Genomic DNA, 26,270 nt, shown 5'->3' with positions numbered 1-26,270 from the left:
AACCCCTGGGGCGCTCGACCGCCGTCGCCCCGGACCGTTGACGGTACGACATCGAGGACCCTCCGGGGGCAGCGTCGTAATGGTGTTGAACCGGGCCCCGGCCGAGGGTAGGAAGGCCGCATGACTGGACTCGGTGCCGTACTCCGCCCCCAGCTTGCCCCCGAGCGGCTGCGTGCCGTGGCGCAGGTCGCCGACGAGATGGGGCTGGAGGAGCTGTGGCTGTGGGAGGACTGTTTCCGCGAGGGCGGGATCTCCTCGGCCGCCGCCGTCCTCGCGTGGACCGAGCGGGTGCGGGTCGGGGTCGGGCTGTTGCCCGTGCCGTTGCGGAACGTGGCCGTCACCGCGATGGAGGCCGCCACGCTGCACCGGATGTTCCCCGGCCGTGCCGTGCTCGGCGTGGGGCACGGAGTGCAGGACTGGATGGGGCAGGTCGGGGCGCGGGTCGAGTCGCCGGTCACTCTGCTGCGGGAGTACCTCCTCGCGCTGCGGGCGTTGTTGAGGGGTGAGCGGGTGAGCGCCGAGGGGCGCTACGTACAGCTCGACGACGTCGCGCTCGACTGGCCGCCGGAGCGGGTGGAAGGGGTACTCGCCGGCGCCACCGGGCCCCGTTCGCTGCGGCTGGCGGGTGAGGCCGCCGACGGGACCGTGCTCACCGCGAACACACCGCCCGACGGGGTGCGCCGCGCCCGGCGGCTCATCGACGAGGGGCGTGCGGCGGCCGGACGCGGCGACGACGTGCACAAGGTCGTCGTCTATCTTCTCGCCGCCACCGGGACCGGCGCCCGTGAACGGCTGCGGGCCGAACTGGTCGCCGAAGGCGTCGCGGACGTGCCGGACCTCGGCGTCGCGGGGGACGCGGAGGCCGTTGCCGACGCCGTGCGGCGGCTGGCCGAGGCCGGGGCCGACACCGTCGTCCTCCAGCCGACCGGCGACGAGCCCGACCCGGAGGGGTTCGTGCGGTTCGCCGCCGAGCAGGTCCGGCCCCTGGTGGCGGCCCAGCCATGACCCGTTCACGTTCCAATTCGCCTTCCAGTTCCCGTTCCGGTTCCGGTTCCGGTTCCTGTTCCTTCGACGAACTCGTGGCCGAAGCCGCCGCCGTCCCCACCGACGGGTGGGACTTCTCCTGGTTCGAGGGGCGGGCCACCGAGGCGCGCCCCTCCTGGGGGTACGCGCGGTCCATGGCGGAGCGGCTGGCCGGGACCGCCACCGCCGTACTGGAGGTCCAGGCCGGGGGAGGGGAAGTGCTGGACTTCGCCCTCCAGGCCGCCGGTCCGGACCGGGCCCCGCTCGTCGTCGCCACCGAGGGCTGGGCACCCAACGTCGACAAGGCCACCCGGCTGCTGCGCCCGCACGGTGTCCCGGTGGTCGTCTCGGCCGACGACGCGCCCCTGCCCTTCGCGGACGGCGCCTTCGACCTGGTCGTGAGCCGGCATCCCGTCGAGCCGCACTGGGGCGAGGTCGCCCGCGTGCTCGCGTCCGGCGGTACCTACTTCGCCCAGCACGTCGGGCCCGCCAGTGTCTTCGAGCTCATCGAGTACTTCCTCGGGCCGTTGCCGGAGGCCGGCCGCCTGCACCGCCGTCCCGAGCGTGAGCGTGCCGACGCCGAGGCGGCCGGCCTGGAGGTCGTGGAGCTGCGGGCCGAGCGGCTGCGGATGGAGTTCTTCGACATCGGTGCCGTCGTCCACTTCCTGCGCAAGGTGGTGTGGATGGTCCCCGGGTTCACCGTCGAGGCCTACCGCGACCGGCTGCGCGACCTGCACGAGCGCATCGAGGCCGACGGGCCCTTCGTCGCCCACAGCTCCCGTCATCTCTTCGACGTGCGTAAGCCATAGCCGGCCCGCGCGCGCTCTCCCTTCTCTCTCCGCCCCCGCAGTCGGCCCGCATTCCGCCTCCGCCGACATGGCCGGGAACTGCCGGTCGACGCGACGAGTACCGGCCGCCGGTCAAGGGTTCCGCGTCCTCCCCGTCGTGAGCCGGTGTCAGAGGAGGGCGGGGAGGCCGGGACAGGCGGCGTTGCTGCCGGCGTCCGCGTTTCGTGTCGTGGACCTTCGGGACGTAAGGGTCGTACCTTCGCAAATATCCGCGCGTGTGGCCGCAGGGTGCGGAATCAGCCGCAGATTCTCACCGGGTGTCCACATCGTTATTCACCGGTGTCCTCCTCGGGTCGAATCCGGGCCGCCCGGTCACGTAAATTCGGACCAGGTAATTCGCGTGAGCAAAGCTACGCGCGTGGCACCGCGCAGTGGAGGGGGCTGCGCGGTGCCGGGTCAAGTCCGGGCGTGCCGGTGGCGTCACCCGGACGGGGGAAGCGGGGCACCGCCCGGGCGTGCCCGGTCTCCGGCTCGGGCAGCGGGCCGACGCGCACCCCCACTCCCCGGGTTCGCTGCGATGTGGCCATGATTCAGGGCGGAATGAGGGGCTCCGACAGCATCCGGGCGTCGCCATCCGACTTCGGAGAGTAGTTGTGGCGTGCCGATGCACGCAGCATCACTTACGAAGGGTTATGGTGGAAACCCCCCCTCGGGCCGGTCCGTATCCCCCCCCACGGACCGGCCCGTTTTTTTGTGTCCTCCCGCGCGGTGCCGTGAGCGGTACGCCCGTAACGAGGAGTTCACCGGTGCGCCGTCCTGTGTCGGGGCATGGCGGCGCTTGTTCGAGGGCATAACCCAAGCAGGTCGACGCCCGAACCACGGGTGTCGGTTCTCAGCGGACGGCACGGAGCCGTCCGCCCGGGAGGCCCTTTGCACCAGCCCCACCGTGCGGTCACGGCACGGAAGACGCGGCGGAGGACCGGTCCCCGGTCCGCGCCAGTGCAGGGCGGCCCCAGGGACCTGCCTGACGACGACCGTCCGGCGGCCCCCCGACCGGTCGGCTCGTTCCCGCCCTCCCGGCGCGGCTCGTTCCCGCCCTCCCGGCGCGGCTCGTTCCCGCCCTCCCGGCGCGGCTCGTTCCCGCCCTCCCGGCCCAGCGTCCACTCCGTCGCTCCCCGACCTCTTCCGAGGGGGTACGTCCTTCCGTGGTGACCAGCACAAAGCGCCACAAGCCCGACAGGCGCACCTATGTTCTCGACACCAGCGTCCTGCTGGCCGACCCCAACGCCCTGAACCGCTTCGACGAGCACGAGGTCGTGCTCCCCATCGTCGTGGTGACGGAGCTGGAGGCCAAACGGCACCATCCCGAACTCGGCTACTTCGCCCGGCAGGCCCTGCGCCTGCTGGACGAGTTCCGGGTACGGCACGGTCGCCTCGACGCCCCCATCCCGATCGGGGACCTCGGTGGCACCGTCCGCGTCGAGCTCAACCACTCGGACCCCAGCGTGCTGCCCAGCGGCTACCGCCTGGGGGACAACGACTCCCGCATCCTCGCGGTCGCCCGCAATCTGCAGGCGGAGGGTTTCGACGTCACCGTCGTCTCGAAGGACCTTCCGCTCAGGATCAAGGCGTCCTCCGTCGGCCTCCTCGCCGAGGAGTACCGCGCCGAGCTGGCCATCACGGACGCCTCCGGCTGGACCGGAATGTCCGAACTCACCCTGCCGGGTGAGCAGGTGGACGTGCTCTTCGAGGAGGGCCGGGTCCACGTCCCCGAGGCCGCCGAGCTGCCCGTGCACACCGGGCTGACCATCCAGTCCGAGCGCGGCAAGGCCCTCGGCCGGGTCACGCCCGACGGCAACGTCCGGCTGGTGCGCGGCGACCGGGAGGCGTTTGGCATCAAGGGCCGCAGCGCCGAGCAGCGGATCGCGCTCGACCTGCTCCTCGACCCGGACGTCGGGATCGTGTCGATGGGCGGCCGGGCCGGCACCGGCAAGTCGGCGCTCGCGCTCTGCGCGGGCCTGGAGGCCGTGCTCGAACGCCGGCAGCACCAGAAGGTGATGGTCTTCCGTCCGCTGTACGCGGTGGGCGGGCAGGAGCTCGGCTACCTGCCCGGCTCCGAGGCCGAGAAGATGAGCCCCTGGGCGCAGGCGGTCTTCGACACGCTGTCGGCCGTCACCAGCCGGGAGGTCATCGAGGAGGTGACCGCGCGCGGGATGCTGGAGGTGCTGCCGCTCACCCACATCCGGGGGCGCTCGCTGCACGACGCGTTCGTGATCGTCGACGAGGCGCAGTCGCTCGAGCGCAACGTGCTGCTGACCGTGCTGTCCCGGATCGGGGCCAACTCACGGGTCGTACTCACCCATGACGTGGCGCAACGGGACAATCTGCGGGTCGGCCGGTACGACGGAGTGGTCGCCGTCGTCGAGAAGCTGAAGGGGCATCCGCTCTTCGCGCACGTCACGCTGACGCGCTCCGAGAGGTCCCAGATCGCGGCACTTGTGACCGAAATGCTGGAGGACGGTCACATCTGACCCGTCTCCCACCGGTTGCGAGAACTCCGACCCGGCAAGGGCCGGTTACCCGTCAGTTCGGCGCCGTCCGGAAAGGCCCAGAGCCTAGCCGGGCGGCGCCTCGGCGTGTGCGGGTTTCCGTGAATCCCCTGGGCCAAACGGGATGTGAGCTTTCACACGCAACACAGAATTGCCTCACCCCGCCGGGTTACGGCAGAGTCTCACTCCTGTCAGGCCCCGCATACGACACAGCCGTGCCCCCAGCGGTACAGCGCCCCAGAAGCACCAGATCCAACTCCATAGCAGCGTCGTATGCCGCCCGAGCACCACGCGGCGCTCCCCGCAGGGGAGTTGTCCACCGGGCCCGTGCCTCCCGTGACCCGTAGTTGGGGAGGCCAGTGCCAGGGGCACGATTGCGTCCGCGAGGGTCACCGAAGCGGGCGATGCTGGAAGGAAACCGTGTGAGCCGGATCTCGGTCCGGGGATTCGCAGTGGCCTCGGCCACGGCGGTCACCGCCGTCGGAAGCGTCGTCGGCGTTGCCTCGGGCAGCGTCGCGCAGAACAACGACGACGCGGAGGCGACGGCAGCAGGCACGACGCTGCTTGCCGACATCCCCATGGGTGAGCAGGCGCAGGTGCAGACCGCGTCCCTGACGCATCAGGCCGATGTGCAGGCCATCGCCGCGGACGCGAGCGCCAAGAAGGACGCCGAGGCGGCGGCCCGCAAGGCAGCCGCCGAAACCGCCGTGGCCAAGCAGGAGAAGGCCAAGAAGGCGGCCGAGGAGGCCAAGCAGCGCGAGGCGGAGAAGGAAGCGGCCAGCCGCGACGCCAAGCGCGAGTCCACCAGCTTCGCCGTCCAGAGCTCCTACAGCACCGGCCAGATCCAGGCGATGGCCCGTCAGATGGTGCCCAGCGGTCAGTTCCAGTGCTTCAGCAACATCGTGAACCACGAGTCCAGCTGGAACTACCAGGCCGTCAACCCCTCCTCCGGTGCCTACGGCCTCTTCCAGGCCCTCCCGGCGGGCAAGTACGCCTCCGCGGGTGCCGACTGGCGGACCAACCCCGCGACCCAGATCAAGTGGGGCCTCAGCTACATGGACAACCGCTACGGCAGCCCGTGCGAGGCATGGACCTTCTGGCAGGCCAACCACTGGTACTAGGCAGGCAACCGGATCCCCGCGGTCCGCGCTCAACCTCGTGCAGCCCCTCACCGTCCTACGGTGAGGGGCTTTCGCGCTCCCGCCATGTACGGTCGGACCGGAACGACTCCAGGGGGGAGTGGTGGGGAAGGACGGGGGAAGAGGACGGATCATGTCACGAGTGCCAGGGTGGCTCGGCCGGCTCGGCGCCGGACTGACGCGGATGAGCGAGCGGTTGGACCAGCGCCGGGAAGAGGCACGCCGGCACGACGCGGACGACGGACCCGGTCCGGTCTCCGACCACGTGCCGCACACCGGGGGCGACGCGACGGCTGAGGACGCGGCCGCGGAACACATGCCCGCGCACCCCGCGGTCGCCGTCGGCAGCCGTCCCGACCCGGCACAGGCCGTGCCCTGGGGGGTCCGGGTGGCCGCGGAGGCCGGGTGGCGGCTGCTGGTGCTCGCGGGCACCGTGTGGGTGCTGATGCGCGTCATCAGCGCCGTACAGCTGGTGGTGCTGGCGTTCGTGGCCGCGCTGCTGATCACCGCGCTGCTGCAGCCGGCCGTGGCCTGGCTGCGCCGGCACGGAGTACCGCGCGGGCCCGCCACCGCGCTGACCGCGATCCTCGGGTTCGTGATCATGGGGCTGATCGGCTGGTTCGTCACCTGGCAGGTCATGGAGAACATCGACAACCTCTCCGACCAGGTCCAGGACGGCATCGACGAGCTGCGCAACTGGCTGCTGAACAGCCCCTTCCACGTCACCGACAAGCAGATCAACGAGATCGCCAAGAACCTGCGGGAAGCGGTCGGCGCCAACACCGACCAGATAACGTCGGCGGGACTCGAGGGCGTCACGGTCGTCGTCGAGGCGCTGACCGGCATCCTGCTGGCCGCCTTCTCGACGCTCTTCCTGCTCTACGACGGCAAGCGCATCTGGCAGTGGTCGCTGAAGCTGGTGCCCGCGGCCGCCCGGCCGGGCGTGGCCGGGGCGGGTCCGCGCGCGTGGCGGACGCTGACCGCCTATGTGCGCGGCACGGTGATCGTCGCGCTGATCGACGCCATCTTCATCGGACTCGGCATCTACTTCCTGGACGTGCCGATGGCCGTCCCGCTGGCCGTGTTCATCTTCCTGTTCGCGTTCATCCCGCTCGTCGGAGCCGTGGTCTCGGGCGCGCTCGCCGTGGTCGTGGCGCTGGTGACGCAGGGCGTGTTCGCGGCGGTCATGACGCTCGTGGTGGTGCTGGCGGTGCAGCAGATCGAGGGGCACATCCTTCAGCCGTTCATCCTCGGGCGCGCGGTGCGGGTCCATCCGCTGGCGGTGGTGCTGTCGGTGGCCGCCGGCGGCATGGTGGCCGGCATCGGCGGCGCCGTGGTCGCCGTGCCGCTGGTGGCGGTGACCAACACCGTCGTGGGCTATCTGCGGGCGTACTCCCGTGAAGCCGCCCTGCGGCAGCGGCCGAAGCCGCACGGCGCCACCTCGACCGACGCCGCCCCGGCACTCGGCCGGGCACCGGAGGCCCAGGAGGCCACGGAGCCCCCGAAGGCCGGTCCGCCGTCGGACGCCTCCCCGGCCTAGCCGAGCGCCGCCCCCCCCGGGGCGCCGGTACGCGAACGGGCCCCGCCCACCTTCCGGTGAGCGGGGCCCGTTGTCGTCAGTGCCGTGCGAAGCGGGACTACTCGGCGGCGAGGACCGCCTCGGCGTCCAGCGTGACGCCGACGGCCTCGACCACGGCGGCGATCTTGAACGCCTCCTGGATCGTCTCGCGGTCCACGCCGGCCTTGCGGAGCACCTGCTCGTGCGAGTCCAGGCACATGCCGCAGCCGTTGATGGCGGACACCGCGAAGGACCACAGCTCGAAGTCGACCTTGTCGACGCCCGGGTTGCCGATGACGTTCATCCGCAGACCGGCGCGCAGGGTGCCGTACTCGTGGTCCGACAGCAGGTGCCGGGTGCGGTAGAAGACGTTGTTCATCGCCATGACGGCGGCGGCCGACTTGGCGGCCGAGTACGCCTCCGGCGACAGGTTCGCCTTCGCCTCCGGCTCCAGCTCGCGCAGGACGATGGGGGAGCGCGAGGCGATGGCGGTCGCCAGCACGGTGCCCCACAGCTGCTGCGCCGGGAGGTCGGAGTTGCCGATGACCGAACCCAGGTTGAGCTTCAGGTCCTTGGCGTAGTCCGGTACGGCTGACTTCAGGGAGTCGAGGGACATGTCAGCTCACTCCCCCGACAGCAGCGCGACCGGGTCCAGGGTCTCGTCGCCCTTGCTCCAGTTGCACGGGCAGAGCTCGTCGGTCTGGAGGGCGTCCAGGACCCGCAGGACCTCCTTGGGGTTACGGCCGACGGAGCCGGCGGTGACCATCGTGAACTGGATCTCGTTGTTCTGGTCCACGATGAAGACCGCGCGCTGCGCGAAGCCGTCCTCGCCCTCGATGCCGAGGTCACGCATGAGCTCGTGCTTCGAGTCCGCCAGCATCGGGAAGGGCAGGTCGGTCAGGTCCGGGTGGTCCTTGCGCCAGGCGTGGTGCACGAACTCGGAGTCGCCGGAGAAGCCGAGGACCTGGGCGTCACGGTCGGCGAACTCGTCGTTCAGCTTGCCGAAGGCGGCGATCTCGGTCGGGCACACGAAGGTGAAGTCCTTGGGCCACGCGAAGACGACCTTCCACTGACCCTCGTAGGTCTTGTGGTTGATCTGCTGGAACTCCTTGCCCTTCTCCAGCGAGACGCAGGCGGTCAGATCGAACTCGGGGAACTTGTCACCGACAGTGAGCACGTGCTCTCCAAAAGCGCAGCGAAGAAACACCCGCTTTACGGGCGTTTCCCATGGGTTGGACGTTGTTGATGTTGGCACAGGGTGCATTGATTAGGGAAATAGCTACAATCGGTCGAGTTGATCGGAGGTGGCTATTAGTGTCCGGGAAGAAGAGGCAGCCCAGCCTCGCCCAGCTGCGGGCTTTCGACGCGGTCGCCGAGCACCTGCATTTCCGCGACGCCGCCGCCGCGATCGGCATGAGCCAGCCGGCGCTCTCCGGAGCCGTCTCCGCCCTGGAGGAGGCACTCGGTGTCACGCTCCTGGAGCGTACGACGCGCAAGGTGCTGCTCTCGCCCGCCGGGGAACGGCTCGCGGTGCGGACCAAGGCCGTACTGGCGGAGGTCGGCGCGCTGCTGGAGGAGGCGGAGGCGGTGCGGGCGCCCTTCACCGGCGCGCTGCGGCTCGGTGTGATCCCCACCGTGGCGCCGTACCTGCTGCCGACGGTGCTGCGTCTCGTCCACGAGCGCTATCCCGACCTCGACCTCCAGGTCCACGAGGAGCAGACGGCCAGCCTCCTGGAGGGCCTGACGACCGGCCGGCTCGACCTGCTGCTGCTCGCGGTCCCCCTCGGCGTCCCCGGTGTCACCGAACTACCGCTCTTCGACGAGGACTTCGTCCTGGTCACGCCGCTCGACCACCGGCTCGGCGGCCGGGAGGGCCTCCAGCGCTCGGTGCTGCGCGAGCTCAAGCTGCTGCTGCTCGACGAGGGGCACTGCCTGCGCGACCAGGCGCTCGACATCTGCCGGGAGGCGGGCCGGGCGGGTGTCCCCGCCACGACCACGGCCGCCGGCCTCTCGACGCTGGTGCAGCTGGTGGCGGGCGGCCTCGGGGTGACGCTGCTGCCGCGCACCGCCGTCAGGGTGGAGACCTCGCGCTCCAGCCAGCTCCTCACCGCGTCCTTCACCGACCCGGCCCCCACCCGCCGTATCGCCCTCGCCATGCGCACGGGCGCGGCCCGCTCGGCGGAGTACGGGGAACTGGCCGCGGCCCTGCGGGAGGCGATGGCGGACCTGCCGGTACGGACGGTGCACGGCTGAGCGACCGCCCGGCGGGGCGGTCGCTCAGCCGTCCGGTGTACGGCGGCGCGGCTACTCCGTCCGGAGCCCCTCCGGCCGCATCAGCCGCAGCAGCGGCGGCAGGCTGCACAGCGTCACCACCAGGACGACCCCCGCGCCGATGCCGGTCATGGCCAGGACGCCGGTCCAGTCGACGCCGACCGGGGTGCCCGTCATCTTCAGCAGCACCGTGCCCAGGGTCAGGCCCACCACCGAGGCGAGCAGCAGGCCCAGCACGATGGGAATCGCCGTCTGCCACAGCACCGACAGGCTCAGCGTGCGGCGCCGGGTGCCGAAGGCGACCAGGGCCGACAGCAGCTTCTTCCGCTCGCGCAGCTGCTCCAGCTGCGAGACCAGCAGACTGGCGCCGATCAGGGCCAGCACACACGCCGCCCCCACGAACAGGCCGGTGCGGATGGCGTCGAACCGGTCGGTCCGCTCGGTCGACGCCCAGGTCATGGCGTCCGCCAGCGGGTCGACCGCCGCCGTGGTGTTCCGTACCAGGTCGTGCACGTCCGGCACCGACTCGTCCAGCCGGAGGTAGGCGTGCCCGTCCAGCGCCGGCGCGAACGCGTCCGGCATCGCCTCCCGCGTCATCAGGAAGCCGCCCCGGTCGATCCCGGCCAGCAGACCGGTGCGCGGCTTCGCGGCCTTGACGCCCTCCGGCATCGTCCAGGGGACCGCCGGACGCTCCGGGCCGCCCTCGTAGGACGGGTCCACGTAGAGCTTCCGGCCCGGCGTGGCCAGCTTCGTCACGTCCTCCTCGCCGTCCCACTCGGCGCCGTGGACGACGAACACGTCCCCTTCGGCGCACGAGGGCAGGCGGGCGATCTCCCGCAGTGCGGCGCAGTCGCCCACGGTCAGCGTCGTGCCGTTGTCCGGGTCCTGGGGGCGGTCGCCCAGCCAGCTCTCGGAGTAGGCGAAGACGGCCTTCACACCCTTGGTGTCGCGGAACTTCTCGGCCGCCCGGTCCAGTGGGACCCCGCTCGGCAGGATCGCCTCCATCTGGGCCCACGACACGTCCTGCCCGGTGGACTTGGTGTAGTCGTCGTCCACGCCGGCGAACAGCATCTGAAGGGCGATCGCCCCGGCGACGGCCACCGCGATGCCGTTGACCATCCGGGCCGCCGTACCGCTGCTCAGTTGCAGCCTGCGCACGGCCAGCTGCCAGGCCACACCGCCCGAACCGAGCCTGGCGACGACGCTCTCCACGATCCACGGCAGGAGCGCGGTCACGCCGACCAGGAGCAGCACGACACCGCCGGTCACCAGATACTGGTTGAAGTCGCCGTTGTCCCGGCCGTTGCCGATCATCGGGTAGAGCATCGCCAGTCCGGCCAGCGGCAGCAGCAGCCGCCACCACAGCCGGCGCCGCGCCGGGCGCCCGGCACGCACCACGCCGAGCGGCTCGATGACCACCCCGCGCAGCGCGAACAGCGTCACCAGCACCGCCGCCGCCGGCACCGCCACGGCCACCAGCAGGGCCAGCACCGGCGAGGGGTTGAGATAGCTGGGGAACACGCTGATGCGGTACACCTCGGCACTGCCCGCGAGCTGCCGTCCGACCATGAAGAACCCGGCACCGAAGAGCAGCCCGAGGACCGCGCCGGCCATGGCCTCACCGGCGGCGATGCGCCGGGTCATGCGGCTGTCGGAGCCCACCAGGCGCAGCGCCGCGAGCCGCCGGTCCCGTCGCTCGCCGCCGAACCGCACGGCGGCGGCGATGAACACCGCGACCGGCATCAGCAGCACCACGAAGACGACGAGGATCAGCAGGATCAGCACCGGGTCGGACTGCTCCTCGCCCGGCTCCGGGTCGCCGAACCGGTCGATGCGCTCGATGTTGCCCGGCGTGATGTGTTCGGCGAGCCCTTCCGCGCCCCGGTAGTAGGCGAGTTCGGCCGAGCCGATCAGCCCGTCCTCCGAGATCGTGCCGGCGATCCGGTACGGCAGCCGCTCGCGCAGCAGCGCGCCGGAGTCCGAGTCCAGCAGCTCCTTCAGCGCGGGGGAGACCACCATCTCGCCCACCGCCGGGAACGCGTCCACGCCGGGCGGCAGCGGCGCCCTCGGGCCCTCGGGCTCCATGGCCCGGCCCCGGACCTCCTTGTCGCGGAAGTCCTCGTCGACGTCGGCGATGACGAGCGTGTCGTTCGCCTTCGGCATCGGCTGGATGGCGAAGGTGATGTCGGAGCGCGCCGCCTCCCGGTCGTGCCGGACGGTGAGCGCGTTCGGGATCGCCGTCGTCAGCAGCAGCAGCGCCACGCCGAGGCCGACGCCGACGGCCGTCAGCACGGCCCGGGTCCAGCCCTCGCGGCCGCCGGTGAAGGCGAAGCGGACGCCGAGCATCAGGTCGGCGGCCCACTGGCGCACGTTCATACGACCCGCTCCATGTCCCGGGACTTGCCGTCCCGTACGACGATCTCGCGGTCGGAGTAGGCGGCCACCCGGGCCTCGTGCGTGACCAGCACGACGGCCGCGTTGGTGGAGCGGGCGGCGTCCGTGAGGAGTTCCATGACGCGCTCGCCGTTGAGCGAGTCCAGCGCGCCGGTCGGCTCGTCGGCGAAGAGTACCCGGGGGTCGGTGACCAGCGAGCGCGCCACCGCGACCCGCTGCCCCTGGCCGCCGGACACCTCGCCGGGCCGCTTCTTCCTGAGGTCGTCGACCTCCAGCCGCTCCATCCAGGTCAGCGCGGCCCGCTCGGCCTCCTTGCGGGAGGTGCCGTTCAGCCGCAGCGGCAGGGCCACGTTCTCGACACAGGTCAGCTCCGGCACCAGCTGGCCGAACTGGAACACGAACCCGAAGTCCGAGCGGCGCAGCGCACTGCGCTGGGCGTCGGACATGGCGGACAGCTCACGCCCGTTGTACGTGATCGTCCCCGAGTCGGGCGGCACGATGCCGGCGAGGCAGTGCAGCAGCGTCGACTTGCCGGACCCGGAGGGGCCCATGACGGCGACGACCTCGCCGGGATGGATGGAGAACTCGGCGCCGTCGAGGGCGAGGGTCGGGCCGTAGGCCTTGCGGAGCTGGTCCGCCGAGAGCAGGGAGCCTGCGGGGGGAGTCATCGGGCTACCGCCTCACGGAGCTTGTCGAGGCGCGCGGCGGTCAGTTCCAGCCAGCGCAGGTCGGCCTCGAGATGGAAGAGTGCGTGGTCGCAGATGAGCTGGTCCGCGAGGTCGCCCTTGCGCTTGCGGTCGGTCAGGATGCGCATGCTGCGCAGGTGCTCCGCACGCTGGGTGTCGAGGACGTCGGCGGCGTCGCGGTGGGTGAGCAGCGCGAGGACGACCTTGGTGTACAGCGTCGACTGGAGATACGGCTCGGGCTTCTCCGGCGTGGCGAGCCACCGTTGTACGTCGGTGATCCCCTCGTCGGTGATCGCGTACCGCTTGCGCTCGGGGCCGCCGCCCGCCTCGATGCCGTCGACGACGACGAGGCCGTTCTTCAGCAGGCGGGACATCGTCGAATAGACCTGGCCGTAGTGGAGCGGCCGGTCGTGACCGAACTTCTCGTCGAAAGCGCGCTTGAGGTCGTAACCGTGGCGCGGCCCGGACTCAAGGAGCCCCAGGAGAGTGTGACCGATGGACATGCGGAGCACTCTACACACGGTGTATACGCACTATGTATACGCACGGTGCAGAGACCGTGGCGGCGGGTGCGGGACGGGTGTGCGGTGGGTACGGGAGTGCAGGTCGGGGGCGATTGTCACGGTTCCGCTACGACGGAGGGCCCGCCTCCGGCCCCGACGGTCAGGGCGGTGGCGCGGCCCCCGGGCGGCCGCCCCCCGGCGGGCGGCCCCGGCGTGGCAGCGGCCCGGTGTCGCCGGGCAGCCGGCCGGACTCCGCCAGCGCCCTGCGGAGCAGGAACTCGATCTGCGCGTTGGCCGAGCGCAGCTCGTCGCCCGCCCAGCGAGCCAGCGCCTCGTACACCTGCGGGTCCAGCCGCAGCAGCACCTGCTTGCGCTGCTGCGGCCGGCGCCTGGGAGCCGGGCCCCCGGACGGCACGGAATCCGTGACGGAGTCCTGAGGTGCGGACGGCTGCGACGCGGACGACCGGGGCGCGGACTCCCCGGGCGCGGAATCCTCGGACGGAGTCGTCACTGGTAGAGCGTCCCCGTGTTCAGGACCGGCTGGGCGGCGCGGTCCCCGCAGAGCACGACCATCAGGTTGGACACCATCGCCGCCTTGCGCTCGTCGTCCATTTCCACGATGCCCTGCTCGCTGATCCGGGCGAGCGCGGCCTCGACCATGCCGACCGCGCCGTCCACGATCTGCCGCCGCGCGGCGACCACCGCGCCGGCCTGCTGCCGCTGGAGCATCGCCGAGGCGATCTCCGGCGCGTACGCGAGGTGCGTGAAGCGGGACTCGATGATCTGCACGCCGGCCGCCTCCACGCGCGCGTGCAGCTCGACGGCGAGCTTCTCGGTGATCTCCTCGGCGTTGCCGCGCAGCGAGAGGCCGTCCTCGTCGTGGGCGTCGTAGGGGTACTCGATGGCGATGTGCCGCACGGCCGCCTCGGTCTGGGTGGAGACGAACTCGACGTAGTCGTCCACCTCGAAGGTGGCCTGCGCGGTGTCCTCCACCCGCCACACCACGACCGCCGCCAGTTCGATCGGGTTGCCGTAGGCGTCGTTGACCTTCAGGACGGCCGTCTCGTGGTTGCGCACCCGCGTCGAGATCTTGGTGCGCGAGGTGAAGGGGTTGACCCAGCGCAGACCGTCCTGCCGGATCGTCCCCCGGTACCGCCCGAAGAGCTGCACCACGCGGGCCTCGCCCGGCGCCACCATGTTTAGGCCGCACATCGCGAGGAAGGCGGCCAGGGCGATCAGGATGCCGCCGATGATCAGCACGGCCTTGCCGCCGGTCGAGTCGACCGCCGTGGCGCCGGCGATCAGACCGGCGCCGACGAGCAGCCCGACCAGTCCGAGCAGCAGCGCGAAGCCGCCGCCGATGCTGTGCGCCTGGTTCTCGCGCACCCGCGGTGCGGGCATCTCGGGCACATCCGCGGTGACCTGTGGGGCATCGTGCGTGGACATGGGTGGTCCCCCGTTCTATGACTGCTCACTCGTTGATGACTAAGTGATATCACTTTACCCCCGGATCGCAACCCTGAACCCCTCTCGCACGTCGGTTCCTGTGGAGCGGGTGCTGATTCTCACGTCCGTACAAGGCTGGATCGGTTGCCCTTTGTCATATCTCCCGGTGTTAGCTTTCTGAGCTGACCTGAGCGACGAACCTGTGTGACGCGTGAGCGAGACGTGTCCACAGATGACCGAAGCGGAGCGGATCGGACCCATGGGACGTGCGGACGAGAGAAGAGCGCGGCAGCGCGGTGGACGCCGCGCGGCGCCGAAACGCCGCCGTTCGTCGGGCGCGGCCGGTGCTGCCGGCGGAGCCGCGGGCGGGAAGGGCCGCATACGCCGGCTGTTCACCTGGAAGAAGATCCTCGGCACGTTCTTCGGCCTCTGCCTGCTCGGCATGGGCGCCTTCATCGTGCTGTACATGGTGATCGACATCCCCGAGGGCAACCCCGAGGCCGATCTCCAGAGCAACGTCTACAAGTACAGCGACGGCAGCGTCATGGCGCGCACCGGCGACCGCAACCGCGAGATCGTCGACCTCGCCAAGATCCCCAAGGACGTCCAGCGCACGTTCGTCGCCGCCGAGAACAAGACGTTCTACAAGGACTCGGGCGTCGATCTCAAGGGCACCGCCCGCGGCGTCCTCAACACCCTCTCCGGCAAGGGCGCGCAGGGCGGTTCGACGATCACCCAGCAGTACGTCAAGAACTACTACCTGACCCAGGAACAGACGGTCACGCGCAAGCTCAAGGAACTGGTCATCTCGCTGAAGCTGGACCAGAAGAAGTCCAAGGAGTACATCCTCGCCGGCTACATCAACACCAGTTACTACGGCCGCGGCGCCTATGGCATCCAGGCCGCGGCCCAGGCGTACTACCGCGTCGACGCCGAGGATCTGACGGTCGACCAGGGCGCCTATCTCGCCGCCCTGCTCCAGGCACCGAACCAGTACGACTGGGCGATCGCGAGCGAGACCGGCAAGAAGCTCGTCCAGCAGCGCTGGAACTACGTCCTGGACAACATGGTCGAGCAGAAGTGGCTGAGCGCGGGCGACCGGAAGGACATGACCTTCCCGGAGCCCAAGGAGCCCAAGCCCGCCGCCGGCAAGGAGGGCCAGATCGGCTACCTCGTGGACGCGGCCGACTACGCCCTCAAGAAGCAGCTCGTCGCCCAGGGCGCCGCCGAGGACATGGAGCAGGCCAAGGCCCTGGTGGACCTCGGCGGCTACACCGTCACCCTCAACATCGACAAGAAGAAGCAGGCCGCGCTGGAGGAGGCGGTCAAGGCCAAGCTCACCAGCAGGCTGGACCCCGACGAGCGCAAGGTCGACGCCGACGTCCAGGCCGGAGCCGTCTCCGTCGACCCGAAGACCGGCTCCGTCGTGGCGATGTACGGCGGCGTGAACTACCTGAAGCACTACACCAGCAACGCCACCCGCGACGACTACCAGCCGGCCTCCACCTTCAAGCCGGTGATCCTCGCCGCCGCCGTCGACCACGACGCCGAGACCCAGGACGGCGTGCCGATCACGGCCAACACCCCCTACGACGGCGACAGCAAGCGCCCCGTGGTGGACGACGGCAAGGAGGTCGGCTTCGCCCCGCCCAACGAGAACGACGTCGACTACGGCGAGATCGACGTCCAGGAGGCGATGAACCAGTCGGTCAACTCCGTCTTCGCGCAGATGGGCATCGACGTGGGCATGACCGAGGTCATGAAGGTCGCCTCCGACCTCGGAATGAACACCGAGGGCGACGACCCCGTGCCCGCGCAGACCCTGGGCAGTATGGGCGCCAGCCCCATGGAGATGGCCGGTGTCTACGCGACCCTCGACAACCACGGCAAGAAGGTCACCCCCGCGGTCGTGAAGTCGGTCGAGCACAAGGACCGCACGATCGAGATGCCCGACCCCATCGGTGAGCGGGTGATCAGCCGGGAGGCCGCCGACACGGTGACCTCGGTGCTCACCGGCGTGGTCGACGACGGTACGGCCAGGGAGTCCGTACGCAACAACCCGCTGCGCGACGGTCAGCAGGTGGCCGGCAAGACCGGTACGTCCGACAACAACAAGTCGGCCTGGTTCACCGGCTTCACCCCCGGCCTGGTCACCTCGGTCGGCCTGTTCGGCGAGGACGACAAGCCCCCGCACGCCCAGGTCCCGATGTACAAGGCGGCCGGCGTCGACTACCGCGTCAACGGCGGTGGCCCCCCGGCGGAGATCTGGGCCGCGTACACCTTCGGCGTCATGGACGAGGTCACCAAGTTCGACCTGGACACCAAGCAGGGCGCCGCGGTGAAGCCCACCAAGTCCGCGACGACCTCCGAGTCGCCGAGCCAGTCGCCGTCCCAGGAGGAGACGACCGAGGCACCGCCCACGTCGGACGACCCGACGACCGAGGCGCCCCCGTCGAAGGAGCCGACGACCGAGGAGCCGCCCGAGTCGCCGACGCAGTCGCCGTCGAACAGCGAGTCCAGCGGAGAGACACCGCCGGACGGCGGCGGGTCCACCGAGTCGGGGGACCCGGAGTTCCCCGGCGGGAACCTGGTGCCGTAGACCGGCGGACGTCGCCCAGACGCGCGGAGGGGCGCCCGGTGCTCACCGGGCGCCCCTTCGCGCGCTGCTGCCCGCCGGTCGCGGATCAGCCGCGGTTCAGCTCGAACCACACCACCTTGCCGGTGCTCAGCCGCGTGGCGCCCCAGCGCCGGGCCAGCCGGTTCACCAGGTACAGCCCGCGCCCGCCCTCGTCGGTCGCCCGCGCCTGCCGCAGCCGGGGCAGCTGCGGCACGTCGTCGCCGACCTCGCAGCGCAGCACGTCCGTGCGCAGCAGGCGCAGGGTGACCGGCTTCGAGGCGTACCGCACCGCGTTGGTCACGACCTCGCTGACGAGCAGCTCCACGGAGTCCGTGAGGTCCTCCATGCCCCAGCGGGCGAGTGCGCGCCGGGCCAGGCGGCGTGCCTTGCCGGGCGCCGCGTCCTCCGGTTCCAGGAACCAGTACGCCACGTCGCTGGGCGCGATGCCGTCGAAGCGGGCGGCGAGCAGCGCGATGTCGTCGTCCCGGTCGCCCGGGCCGAGCATGTCGAGCACCTCGTCGCAGAGGGCTTCCAGGGGCGGCGGATGGTCGGGTCCGGTGAGCTGTGCGGTCGCCGCCAGGCGCTCCCGCAGCTGCTCTATGCCGGTCCACACGTCGCGCAGCCGGGACTCGACCAGCCCGTCGGTGTACAGCAGCAGGGTCGCTCCGGCCGGGGCGTCCAGCTCCACGGCCTCGAAGTCCACGCCGCCCACGCCGATCGGGGCGCCGGCCGGCACCCGCAGCACCTCGGCGTGGCCGCCCAGGTGCAGCAGGACGGGCGGCGGGTGGCCGGCGTTGGCGACGGTGATGCGGTGCGTGACCGGGTCGTACACGGCGTACAGGCAGGTCGCCATGCGGTCGGTGCCCAGGCGCTGGGCCTGCTCGTCCAGGTGGTGCAGCACCTCCTGCGGCGGCAGGTCGAGCCCGGCCAGGGTCTGCGCCGTGGTCCGCAGCTGGCCCATGATGGCCGCCGACGTCATGGAGTGGCCCATCACGTCCCCGACGACCAGCGCGACCCGGCTGCCCGGCAGCGGGATGGCGTCGTACCAGTCGCCGCCGACCCGCGCGGTCTCGGCGGCCGGGAGGTAGCGGGAGGCCAGCCGTACGCCGGTGCAGCGCGGGAGGTTCTCCGGGAGCATCGTGCGCTGCAACTCGTCGGCGATGTACGCCTCGCGCCCGTACAGCACCGCCTTGTCGATGCCCAGCGCGCTGTGCGTGGCGAGCTGCGCGGCCACCAGCAGGTCGTCGGCCTCGAAGGCGATGCGCTCCGGGCCGCGCAGGAACAGCGCGGCGCCGATCACCCGGCGGCGGCCGCGCAACGGCGCGAGGATCGCCCTGCGGCCGTCGGGCAGCGGGAAGTCGCGCTCCTCGCCCAGCAGCTCCGGCAGCGCGGCGCGGGCGGCCGGGGTGTCCGTGAAGACCGGGCGCACCCCGCGCAGCACCTCGGCCAGCGCGCTGCCCGGCCGCACCTCGCACAGCTCGGCGCCGACCGTCTCCAGCTCGGTGGGCTCGGGTTGGGGCACGGGGGCGAAGCCGCCCTCGGTGTCCCGCTCGGCCGGTATGCGGTCGGTGCGCCGCAGCCGCAGCACCAGGGGGCCGGTGGGCCGCTCGTCGCCGACGGGCAGCGGCTCGCGCAGATAGACCAGGATGGCGTCCGCGAACGTCGGCACGGTGGCCCGGCACAGCCCCATCACGATCTCGTCGAGGTCCATGCCCCGGGCGATCCGCCGGGTCGCGGCGCCCACGAAGCGCAGCCGGTCCCCGTCCCGCCGCATGGGCGTGGGCCGGCCGGGCACGGTGGGCTGCCCGGTACGCCGGTCCGGCTCCGGTGCCTGTCCCCGTCGGTCCGCGGCACCGGCCGGCTCCCCGGACCCCGGCCGCACCGGACCGGCCGGTCCGCCGCCCGGGACGACGTCACCCGGGGTCACCTCGCCCGGGGTCACGTCACCCGCGGCCACGTCGCCCGACGCCGTGTCCGCCGGAGGTACGTCGCCGGACCGGGCGCCGGCCGGCTGCCCGCCGTCCGGCTGGACCGGGACGCCCTCGGACACGGGACGCGGACGGTGCGCGTCGGGCTCGGCGGCCTGCTCGGCGCCCGGCTGGGCGTGCTCGAAGGTCCCCGGGGAGCCCGCGCCCGCGGCGGTCGGGGGCCGTCCGGTGCGCCCCTGGGCCGGTAGGGCCGGCCCGGAGGTGTCCGGCGGCACGGGGGTACGCAGGAGCGCCCCGCGGGGATCCGTGGGGTCGCCGCCCGTCGAGGGGCGGTCGAAGGATGTCGGGTGCTCCGTCACGCGTGTCGAATCCATCCGTCCGGGACTGCGCGCGGCGCGTGCAGTTCGTCCCGCAGAAATCCCGATACCCGCAATCCGTGTCCAAGGAACGGGATTCCCGCGTGGTCAGAGGCAGTTCCTGTGTCACCGTCGGACCGTCTGCGGCCCACCCGGGTGTTGCTCTCGTACCTCTCGCTCACGTCCTGCCGCCCCTCGGTGACGATCGGTCAGGCGCAGTGCCCACTGCGCCGGTTGCCGCTGCCGCGCTCATTGCGGAGGACGATCCTACGTTTGTTGCCGGGGGGCACATCAAGGGTCTCATGAGGACACGTGCGCGGGCGTGCGATCCCAGTCCCCCGGCAGGGAAGGTACCGGCCACGCCGGATCGGGCCGCCAGTCCTCCCAGCCGTCGGCGAACGGGGACCCCCAGGCCCGGATCTCCGCGACCGCGGCCCGGCCCGCCCGGCGCACCCGCCCGGCCAGCGCCGGGTCCATCAGCCGGTCCCGCTGGGCCTGCGCGAACTCGTCCTCGTCCCGCCAGTGCCAGGTGCGGTCCGGGTGCACGGAGATGTCCAGGAAGTGGTCCTCGGAGTCGACGCCGCCCTCCCAGCGGGCCAGCGGCTGCTCCAGGTTCACGTACCAGTTCTTGAACCGCCAGCCCGGGTCCCAGAACAGCCACACCGACCAGGCCTCGCCGGGCCGCGCCAGCTTCAGCACCCCCGTGCCGAACCACCGGTCGCGCTGTACGGTGCGCGGCTTGGTGTAGCGCGTGGCCAGCGGTTCCAGGTGCACGGGCGTACCGTCCGCGAGGACCGGCTTCACGCACTCGGTGCCGGGCGCCAGCCACACGGCGAGCAGGTCGGCGTCGTCCCGTACGACGGTGACGGGGCGCGCGATGTGCACGTGCGGGCCGCCGTTCTCCCGGTACCGCCACAGGATGTGACGGCCGGGCGCCCAGTGGCCCCCGGGGCCCGCCGGACCGTCCGCTCCCGGTCCCGTCGCCGCGCTCACCGCTTCAGCGTCTGTCATGCGGAGATATTAGGTGCCATGGCCATCCGACGCGCCGGTGATCGCGAGAGCGTGCGCCGGCGTACGCCGAGGGCCCGGCCCGCGGGGCTCGTCACGGACGGGTCATCCGCAGCACGTCGAGCGCCTCGTCCAGCTGCTCGCCGGTCAGGTCGCCGCGTTCGACGTACCTGCCCTCCAGCACCACCTGACGGATCGTCTTCCGCTCCGCCAGCGCCTTCTTGGCGACCTTGGCGGCCTCCTCGTACCCGATGTACTTGTTGAGCGGCGTGACGACGGAGGGGGACGACTCGGCGTACTCGCGGGCCCGCTCCCGGTGCGCGACGATCCCGTCCACCGTCCGGTCGGCGAGCAGCCGGGAGACGTTGGCCAGCAGGCGCACCGACTCCAGTACGTTCTTGGCGATCACCGGCAGCATGACGTTCAGCTCGAAGTTGCCGGCCGCTCCGGCGGCGGCGACCGTCGCGTCGTTGCCGGTGACCTGGGCGGCGACCATGAGGACCGCCTCGGGGATCACCGGGTTGACCTTCCCCGGCATGATCGACGACCCCGGCTGGAGGTCGGGCAGCGAGATCTCCGCGAGGCCGGTGCGCGGCCCGGACGCCATCCACCGCAGGTCGTTGGCGATCTTCGTGAGCCCGACGCCGATGGTCCGCAGCTGTCCGCTCGTCTCGACGACGCCGTCCCGGGCGCCCTGCGCCTCGAAGTGGTCGCGCGCCTCGGTCAGCGGCAGCCCGGTCGCGCGGGCCACCTCCTCGATGACGGCGGCGGAGAAGCCGGGCGGGGTGTTGATGCCGGTGCCCACGGCGGTGCCGCCCAGCGGCAGCTCGGCCAGGCGGGGGAGCGACGCCTCCAGCCGCTCGATGCCGTACCGCACCTGGGCCGCGTACCCGCCGAACTCCTGGCCCAGCGTGACGGGTGTGGCGTCCATGAGGTGCGTGCGCCCCGACTTCACCACGTCGGCGAACTCCTCCGCCTTGCGCTCCAGGGCGCCGGCGAGGTGGTCCAGGGCCGGGATCAGGTCACGGGTGACGGCGGCGGTGGCGGCGATGTGGAGGGAGGACGGGAAGACGTCGTTGGACGACTGGGAGGCGTTGACGTGGTCGTTGGGATGCACGTCGCGGCCGAGCCGCTCACCGGCCAGGGTCGCGAGGACCTCGTTGGTGTTCATGTTGGACGAGGTCCCGGAGCCGGTCTGGAACACGTCCACGGGGAAGTGCTCGTCCCACTTCCCCTCGGCGACCTCGGCGGCCGCCTCCCGGATCGCGTCGGCGACGTCCCGGTCGAGCACGCCCAGATCGGCGTTGACCTTGGCCGCCGCGCCCTTGATCCGGGCGAGCGCCTCGATGTGCGCGCGCTCGATACGCTGCCCGGAGACGGGGAAGTTCTCGACGGCACGCTGCGTCTGCGCCCGCCACTTGGCGTGGGCGGGGACGCGGACCTCGCCCATGGAGTCGTGCTCGATGCGGTAGTCGCTCATACCGGGTACAGCGTGCGGGGCGGGGCGGATGTTCCTGGACCGGGCCGAACGGGTGCCGGGTCACGGCGTGGCCCGGCGGCGGCCGGGTGGTGGCTCGGCGGCGGCCCGGGGACGGCCCGGTGGTGGCTCCGGGACGGCCCGGCGGCGGCCCGGGGACGGCCGGCCCGGGGGTGGGCCGGCCGTCCGGTTCGGTCCTGCCGTCCGGCGGGTCAGCCCTCCCGGAGGCTCACGTCGTCCAGGACGAAGCTGGTCTGAAGACTGCGGTCCTCGCTGCCGGTGAAGCTCAGGGCCACCTGCCGGCCGGCGTAGGCGCCGAGGTCGACCGTGCGCTGCACATAGCCGCTCCGGGCGTCCACGTTGGACAGGGTGGCGAGCGTGGTGCCGTCGGCCTTCACCTTGAAGGTGTCGTACGCCGTCGACCCCGACTCGTCGGTGTCGATGTGCAGCCAGTACGTCAGGCTGGTGCACCCGGCCGGGACGGTCACCGTCTGGCCGACCGACTCGGTGTGCGTGGAACCGTATCCGGCGAGCCACGCGAAGCGGGTCCCGCCGTGCGCCGACTGGCCCGAGTGGGCGCCGATGGTGCCGGTGTCCCCGGTCCACGGCGTGCTGCCGCTCTCGAAGCCGCCGTTGGCGACGGGGTCGGTGTCGCAACCGCCGCCCCCGTCGTCGCCGGTGCCCACGGCGCGCTGCCAGATGGTGTACGCGATGCCGTCCGACGCCCGGTCCAGGCCGGTGGTGTTGATGTTGTCGAGGTTGTCGCACGACCGGTGGTAGCACGGGTCGTACGAGGCCCCGGCGGTGCCGCCCCACTTGGCGGCCTGCGCGGAGGTCTTGCGGGCGCCGGCGCCCATCGCGTAGCCGGAGGTCGGGATGCCGTACTGCTCGAACGAGTAGTCGTCGCTGCGCCCGGCGCCCTCGGTGTTCTCCTCGGGTTGCAGGCCCAGCGAGTCCCAGTACGCCTTCATGGGCGCGGCGGCGGCCGAGGTGACGTGGTTGATGAAGTAGCCGCCGTTGGTGGAGGCGATCATGTCGAAGTTGTAGTACGCCGTGATCGCGGACCGCTGCGCCGAGGAGAGCGAGCGGACGTAGAAGTCGGAGCCGTTGAGCCCCTGTTCCTCGTCGGTCCACCAGGCGAAGCGGACCCGGCCCTTCATCGTCGGGTTCTGCTGCGCCAGGGTCAGGGCGTTCTCCAGGAGGGCGGCCGAGCCCGAGCCGTTGTCGTTCATGCCGGGGCCCGCCGACACGCTGTCGAGGTGGGCGCCGAACATGTACACATCGTTCGCGTCGCCGTGCGGCCACTCGGCGATCAGGTTGGGACCCGCGCCGCCGGCGCAACCGGACGTGCACGGCTGCTCGGTGACGGTGTAACCGGCCGCCTGAAGCCTGCCCTTCACGTAGGCGACGGAGTCGCGGTATCCCTGGCCGGTCGAGCGGCGGGTGCCGCCGTTGCGTCCGGCTATGGAGTTCAGCTCGGTCAGATGCGCCTTCACTCTCGTCACGTCGATGTCGGGCGACTGGACGGCGGTGGGCGCGGAGTCGGCGGCGACGGCGGGGAGTGTGCCGAGGCCGAGCGCGACGGCGAGGGACAGGCTCGCCACGGCGAATCTTCGTTTCACCTTTGGTCCTCCAGAAGTGGCTGAGGGGTGGCCACGCAGGTCATGTACGCATGGCGTGTACATGTCGGAGCGGCGAAAGACTCACAGCGGAAGCCTGGGCAGTCAATGGAGTGGACGCCCGGGAGGGCAGGTTGTCCGAAAGAAGAACCGTGTGTTCGTTATCCGGACGTCGGGGGAGGGGCGAAAGGCCGGCCCGGACGGGTCCGGACCGGCCTGCCGCTGAGCCGTGGAGCGGCGGGGGCTACGCCAGCCCCGGCCCCCGCACCGGGATCGTCGTGAACGTCGGCGCGGGCGCCGGGTCCTGGAAGAAGTCGTTGCCCTTGTCGTCCACCACGATGAACGCGGGGAAGTCCTCGACCTCGATCTTCCAGACCGCCTCCATGCCGAGCTCCTCGTACTCGACGACCTCGACCTTCTTGATGCAGTCCTGCGCGAGCCGCGCCGCCGGCCCGCCGATCGAGCCCAGGTAGAAGCCGCCGTGCGTGTCGCACGCGTCGGTGACCTGCTTGCTCCGGTTGCCCTTGGCCAGCATCACCTTGGAGCCGCCCGCCGCCTGGAACTGCTCCACGTAGGAGTCCATGCGCCCGGCGGTGGTCGGACCGAAGGAGCCGGAGGCATACCCCTCGGGCGTCTTGGCCGGACCCGCGTAGTACACCGGGTGGTCCTTCAGGTACTGCGGCATCTCCTCGCCCGCGTCCAGCCGTTCCTTGATCTTGGCGTGCGCGATGTCGCGGGCCACGACCAGCGGGCCGGTCAGCGACAGCCGGGTCTTGACCGGGTGCTTCGTCAGCTCGGCGAGGATGTCGTCCATGGGCTGGTTCAGGTCGACCTTGACGACGTCCCCTTCGGCTTCGAGGTGCTCGTCCGTCGTCTCCGGCAGGAAGCGGGCCGGGTCGGTCTCCAGCTGCTCCAGGAACACGCCCTCGGCGGTGATCTTCGCGACCGCCTGCCGGTCCGCCGAGCAGGACACGGCGATGGCGACCGGGCAGGACGCCCCGTGCCGGGGGAGGCGCACCACGCGTACGTCGTGGCAGAAGTACTTGCCGCCGAACTGCGCGCCGATGCCGATCCTCTGGGTCAGCTCGAAGACCTTCTCCTCCAGCTCCTGGTCCCGGAAGCCGTGCCCGAGCTCCGAACCCTCGGCCGGGATCTCGTCCAGGTAGTGCGCGGAGGCGTACTTCGCGGTCTTCAGCGCGTACTCGGCCGACGTGCCGCCGACGACGATCGCCAGGTGGTACGGCGGACAGGCGGCCGTGCCCAGCGAGCGGATCTTCTCCTCCAGGAACTTCATCATGGAGGACTCGTACAGGACGGCCTTCGTCTCCTGGTAGAGGAAGGACTTGTTGGCCGAACCGCCGCCCTTCGCCATGAACAGGAACTTGTAGGCGCCGCCGTCGGTCGCGTACAGCTCGATCTGGGCCGGGAGGTTCGAGCCGGTGTTCTTCTCCTCCCACATGGTGAGCGGCGCCATCTGGGAGTAGCGCAGGTTCAGGTTCTTGTACGCGTCGTAGATGCCCCGGCTCAGGGCCTCCTCGTCGCCGCCCGCGGTGAGCACGTTCTGGCCGCGCTTGCCCATGACGATCGCCGTGCCGGTGTCCTGGCACATGGGCAGCACGCCCGCCGCCGCGATGTTCGCGTTCTTCAGCAGGTCCAGGGCGACGAACTTGTCGTTGCCCGACGCCTCCGGGTCGTCGATGATGCGGCGCAACTGCGCCAGGTGGGCGGGGCGCAGGTAGTGCTGGATGTCGTGGATGGCCTCCTCGGCCAGCTTGCGCAGCGCCTCCGGCTCCACCTTGAGGAACGTCCGCCCGTCGGCCTCGAAGGTGGAGACACCCTCGGCGGTCACCAGCCGGTACGGAGTGGTGTCCTCGCCCTGGGGGAGCAGATCGGTGTACGCGAACTCAGGCATCTCGCCCATTCCTCACTCGACATCACGCGCGGCTGGATTTCGCCGGATCCCGGCGGATCCCACGGCGGGATCCCGGCGGATCCCCCGGCGCTTCTCCCAGCAACGACGGCTGGCCTCCATTGGCAGCGCCAACCAGCCTAAAACCTGCCCGTGACGCCGAGCGGGTGAGGTAAGACTCAGTTGACCGCTTCTGGTCCGCGACAAGGTTGTCCACAGGGCTGGTCGCGATCTATCGCGTTTCGGTACGCTACGGCCGTGGACCTTCACAAGCACGCCCCCGCCGCACCGCGTACCTCCGAGCTGCGCGCCTCGGACGCCGACCGTGACCGCGTGGCCGACATGCTGCGCGAAGCCCTCGCCGAGGGGCGGCTCACCGCCGACGAGCACGCCGAGCGCGTCGAGGGCGTGCTGGCCGCCAAGACCGTCGGCGAGCTGGACGTCTTCGTGCGGGACCTGCCCGCCGCCCACCGCGGCCGGGACGACGCCGCCCCGGCCCCCCACCGCCCCACCGCCGGTGCCATCCCGGTGGAGCCCGACGAGAACGTGGTGGCGGTCTTCAGCAGCGCGGTCCGCAAGGGCCGCTGGCGGGCCAACCGCCGCATCCACGCCTACGCGGTCTTCGGCAGCGTCGAGATAGACCTCAGCGAGGCGGTCTTCGAGTACCAGCAGGTCGTCGTCAAGGCGTTCTCCGTCTTCGGCAGCGTGGAGGTGCGCGTCCCGGAGAACGTGTCGGTACGCGGCGCGGGCGGCGGCGTGCTCGGCAGCTTCGAGGTCCACACCCACGACTCCGCCGAGGCCGACGCCCCCGTCGTCTACGTGGACGGCTGGGCCGTCCTCGGCAGCGTCGAGGCGCGTCCCAAGCGCGGCAAGGTCGTCGCGGACATCCTGGACCGGGTGCACCGCCGGGTCGAGAAGGGCGTGCGCAAGCACCTGTAGCGCGGCCCGGCAGCGGTTGGGAACCCAGTGCATAGGCACGCGTACAACGGGTAAGCCTTG

General features: G+C 71.4%; 20 protein-coding genes. 8 read left to right on the top strand and 12 right to left on the bottom strand.

All coding sequences use genetic code 11. From position 1 onward, the window contains the following. Window positions 1–120 precede the first annotated feature (120 nt). The 5 genes from OHA99_RS13155 (at window position 121) to OHA99_RS13135 (ending at window position 7,039) form a co-directional block, all read left to right on the top strand. Entirely contained in the window at window positions 121–1,005 is an 885-nt protein-coding gene (locus OHA99_RS13155; RefSeq protein ID WP_405695850.1) for an LLM class flavin-dependent oxidoreductase, read from the top strand. Continuing rightward, window positions 1,002–1,832 carry a class I SAM-dependent methyltransferase gene (locus OHA99_RS13150; RefSeq protein ID WP_405695849.1) on the top strand — a complete coding sequence of 277 codons (831 nt, stop codon included), beginning with the start codon at window positions 1,002–1,004 and terminating at the stop codon, window positions 1,830–1,832. Before OHA99_RS13155 ends, OHA99_RS13150 begins: the two co-directional genes overlap by 4 nt. 1,184 nt (window positions 1,833–3,016) lie before the next feature. Beyond that, the gene (locus tag OHA99_RS13145; protein WP_153178164.1) at window positions 3,017–4,342 is read left to right on the top strand and encodes a PhoH family protein; all 1,326 of its coding nucleotides are present in this window, start codon (window positions 3,017–3,019) and stop codon (window positions 4,340–4,342) included. A 440-nt stretch (window positions 4,343–4,782) separates the two neighbouring features. After that, window positions 4,783–5,481 carry a transglycosylase SLT domain-containing protein gene (locus tag OHA99_RS13140; RefSeq protein WP_194279939.1) on the top strand — a complete coding sequence of 233 codons (699 nt, stop codon included), beginning with the start codon at window positions 4,783–4,785 and terminating at the stop codon, window positions 5,479–5,481. Between the two features lie 151 nt (window positions 5,482–5,632). Next, window positions 5,633–7,039 (top strand): AI-2E family transporter, encoded by a 1,407-nt coding sequence (locus OHA99_RS13135; protein ID WP_405695848.1) that lies wholly within the window; start codon window positions 5,633–5,635, stop codon window positions 7,037–7,039. 97 nt (window positions 7,040–7,136) lie between these two features. Here the strand turns inward: OHA99_RS13135 and OHA99_RS13130 are convergent, their stop codons facing one another. Together OHA99_RS13130 and OHA99_RS13125 are read right to left on the bottom strand one after the other, a co-directional pair. Continuing rightward, entirely contained in the window at window positions 7,137–7,673 is a 537-nt protein-coding gene (locus OHA99_RS13130; RefSeq protein WP_003973946.1) for an alkyl hydroperoxide reductase, read from the bottom strand. A 6-nt stretch (window positions 7,674–7,679) separates the two neighbouring features. Continuing rightward, complete coding sequence (locus OHA99_RS13125) at window positions 7,680–8,234, bottom strand: peroxiredoxin (RefSeq protein ID WP_007444367.1); 555 nt, start codon at window positions 8,232–8,234, stop codon at window positions 7,680–7,682. Window positions 8,235–8,371: 137 nt separating this feature from the next. Here OHA99_RS13125 and OHA99_RS13120 point away from each other — a divergent pair, with 137 nt between their 5' ends. Then, window positions 8,372–9,310 (top strand): LysR substrate-binding domain-containing protein, encoded by a 939-nt coding sequence (locus OHA99_RS13120; RefSeq protein WP_153178161.1) that lies wholly within the window; start codon window positions 8,372–8,374, stop codon window positions 9,308–9,310. 51 nt (window positions 9,311–9,361) lie between these two features. On the opposite strand, the gene OHA99_RS13115 is transcribed toward OHA99_RS13120, so the two are convergent. The 5 genes from OHA99_RS13115 to OHA99_RS13095 all read right to left on the bottom strand — a co-directional run bounded on the left by OHA99_RS13115 (window position 9,362) and on the right by OHA99_RS13095 (window position 14,357). Continuing rightward, entirely contained in the window at window positions 9,362–11,704 is a 2,343-nt protein-coding gene (locus OHA99_RS13115) for an ABC transporter permease (RefSeq protein WP_194279938.1), read from the bottom strand. Further along, window positions 11,701–12,390, bottom strand: coding sequence for an ABC transporter ATP-binding protein (locus OHA99_RS13110; protein WP_153178160.1), 690 nt, complete (start codon window positions 12,388–12,390; stop codon window positions 11,701–11,703). Before OHA99_RS13110 ends, OHA99_RS13115 begins: the two co-directional genes overlap by 4 nt. Further along, on the bottom strand, window positions 12,387–12,911 hold the full coding sequence (locus OHA99_RS13105; RefSeq protein WP_153178159.1) for a PadR family transcriptional regulator: 525 nt from the start codon (window positions 12,909–12,911) through the stop codon (window positions 12,387–12,389). The genes OHA99_RS13110 and OHA99_RS13105 overlap by 4 nt, the downstream gene beginning before the upstream one ends. Window positions 12,912–13,071: 160 nt before the next feature. Next, window positions 13,072–13,326, bottom strand: coding sequence for a hypothetical protein (locus tag OHA99_RS13100; protein ID WP_153181771.1), 255 nt, complete (start codon window positions 13,324–13,326; stop codon window positions 13,072–13,074). Window positions 13,327–13,418: 92 nt separating this feature from the next. Beyond that, window positions 13,419–14,357 carry an SPFH domain-containing protein gene (locus tag OHA99_RS13095; RefSeq protein WP_109033211.1) on the bottom strand — a complete coding sequence of 313 codons (939 nt, stop codon included), beginning with the start codon at window positions 14,355–14,357 and terminating at the stop codon, window positions 13,419–13,421. A gap of 259 nt (window positions 14,358–14,616) precedes the next feature. Here OHA99_RS13095 and OHA99_RS13090 point away from each other — a divergent pair, with 259 nt between their 5' ends. Beyond that, window positions 14,617–16,956, top strand: coding sequence for a transglycosylase domain-containing protein (locus OHA99_RS13090; RefSeq protein ID WP_165684941.1), 2,340 nt, complete (start codon window positions 14,617–14,619; stop codon window positions 16,954–16,956). 85 nt (window positions 16,957–17,041) lie between these two features. Here OHA99_RS13090 and OHA99_RS13085 read toward each other — a convergent pair whose 3' ends face one another. The 5 genes from OHA99_RS13085 to OHA99_RS13065 form a co-directional block, all read right to left on the bottom strand. Continuing rightward, a complete protein-coding gene (locus tag OHA99_RS13085; protein WP_153178158.1) occupies window positions 17,042–19,261 on the bottom strand; it encodes a SpoIIE family protein phosphatase in 2,220 nt (739 codons plus the stop codon). Between the two features lie 297 nt (window positions 19,262–19,558). Then, window positions 19,559–20,269 carry a DUF402 domain-containing protein gene (locus OHA99_RS13080; protein WP_153178157.1) on the bottom strand — a complete coding sequence of 237 codons (711 nt, stop codon included), beginning with the start codon at window positions 20,267–20,269 and terminating at the stop codon, window positions 19,559–19,561. Window positions 20,270–20,360: 91 nt separating this feature from the next. Then, window positions 20,361–21,746: a class II fumarate hydratase gene (locus OHA99_RS13075; protein ID WP_405695844.1), complete on the bottom strand. Its 1,386-nt coding sequence runs from the start codon at window positions 21,744–21,746 to the stop codon at window positions 20,361–20,363. A 209-nt stretch (window positions 21,747–21,955) separates the two neighbouring features. Beyond that, window positions 21,956–23,365, bottom strand: a complete 1,410-nt coding sequence (locus tag OHA99_RS13070) for a M28 family peptidase (RefSeq protein WP_405695842.1) — start codon at window positions 23,363–23,365, stop codon at window positions 21,956–21,958. A 241-nt stretch (window positions 23,366–23,606) separates the two neighbouring features. Beyond that, window positions 23,607–25,274, bottom strand: coding sequence for a fumarate hydratase (locus OHA99_RS13065; protein WP_405695840.1), 1,668 nt, complete (start codon window positions 25,272–25,274; stop codon window positions 23,607–23,609). 255 nt (window positions 25,275–25,529) lie between these two features. Between OHA99_RS13065 and OHA99_RS13060 the strand changes: the two genes are divergently transcribed. Further along, complete coding sequence (locus OHA99_RS13060; RefSeq protein ID WP_153178153.1) at window positions 25,530–26,210, top strand: DUF1707 domain-containing protein; 681 nt, start codon at window positions 25,530–25,532, stop codon at window positions 26,208–26,210. The last annotated feature ends 60 nt before the right edge of the window (window positions 26,211–26,270 follow it).

The sequence above is a fragment of the Streptomyces coelicoflavus genome (genome assembly GCF_045041415.1).
Taxonomy (GTDB): Bacteria; Actinomycetota; Actinomycetes; order Streptomycetales; family Streptomycetaceae; genus Streptomyces; species Streptomyces coelicoflavus.
Note: the sequence above shows the minus strand (reverse complement) of the source record. Positions and strands in the feature narration are given on the sequence as shown.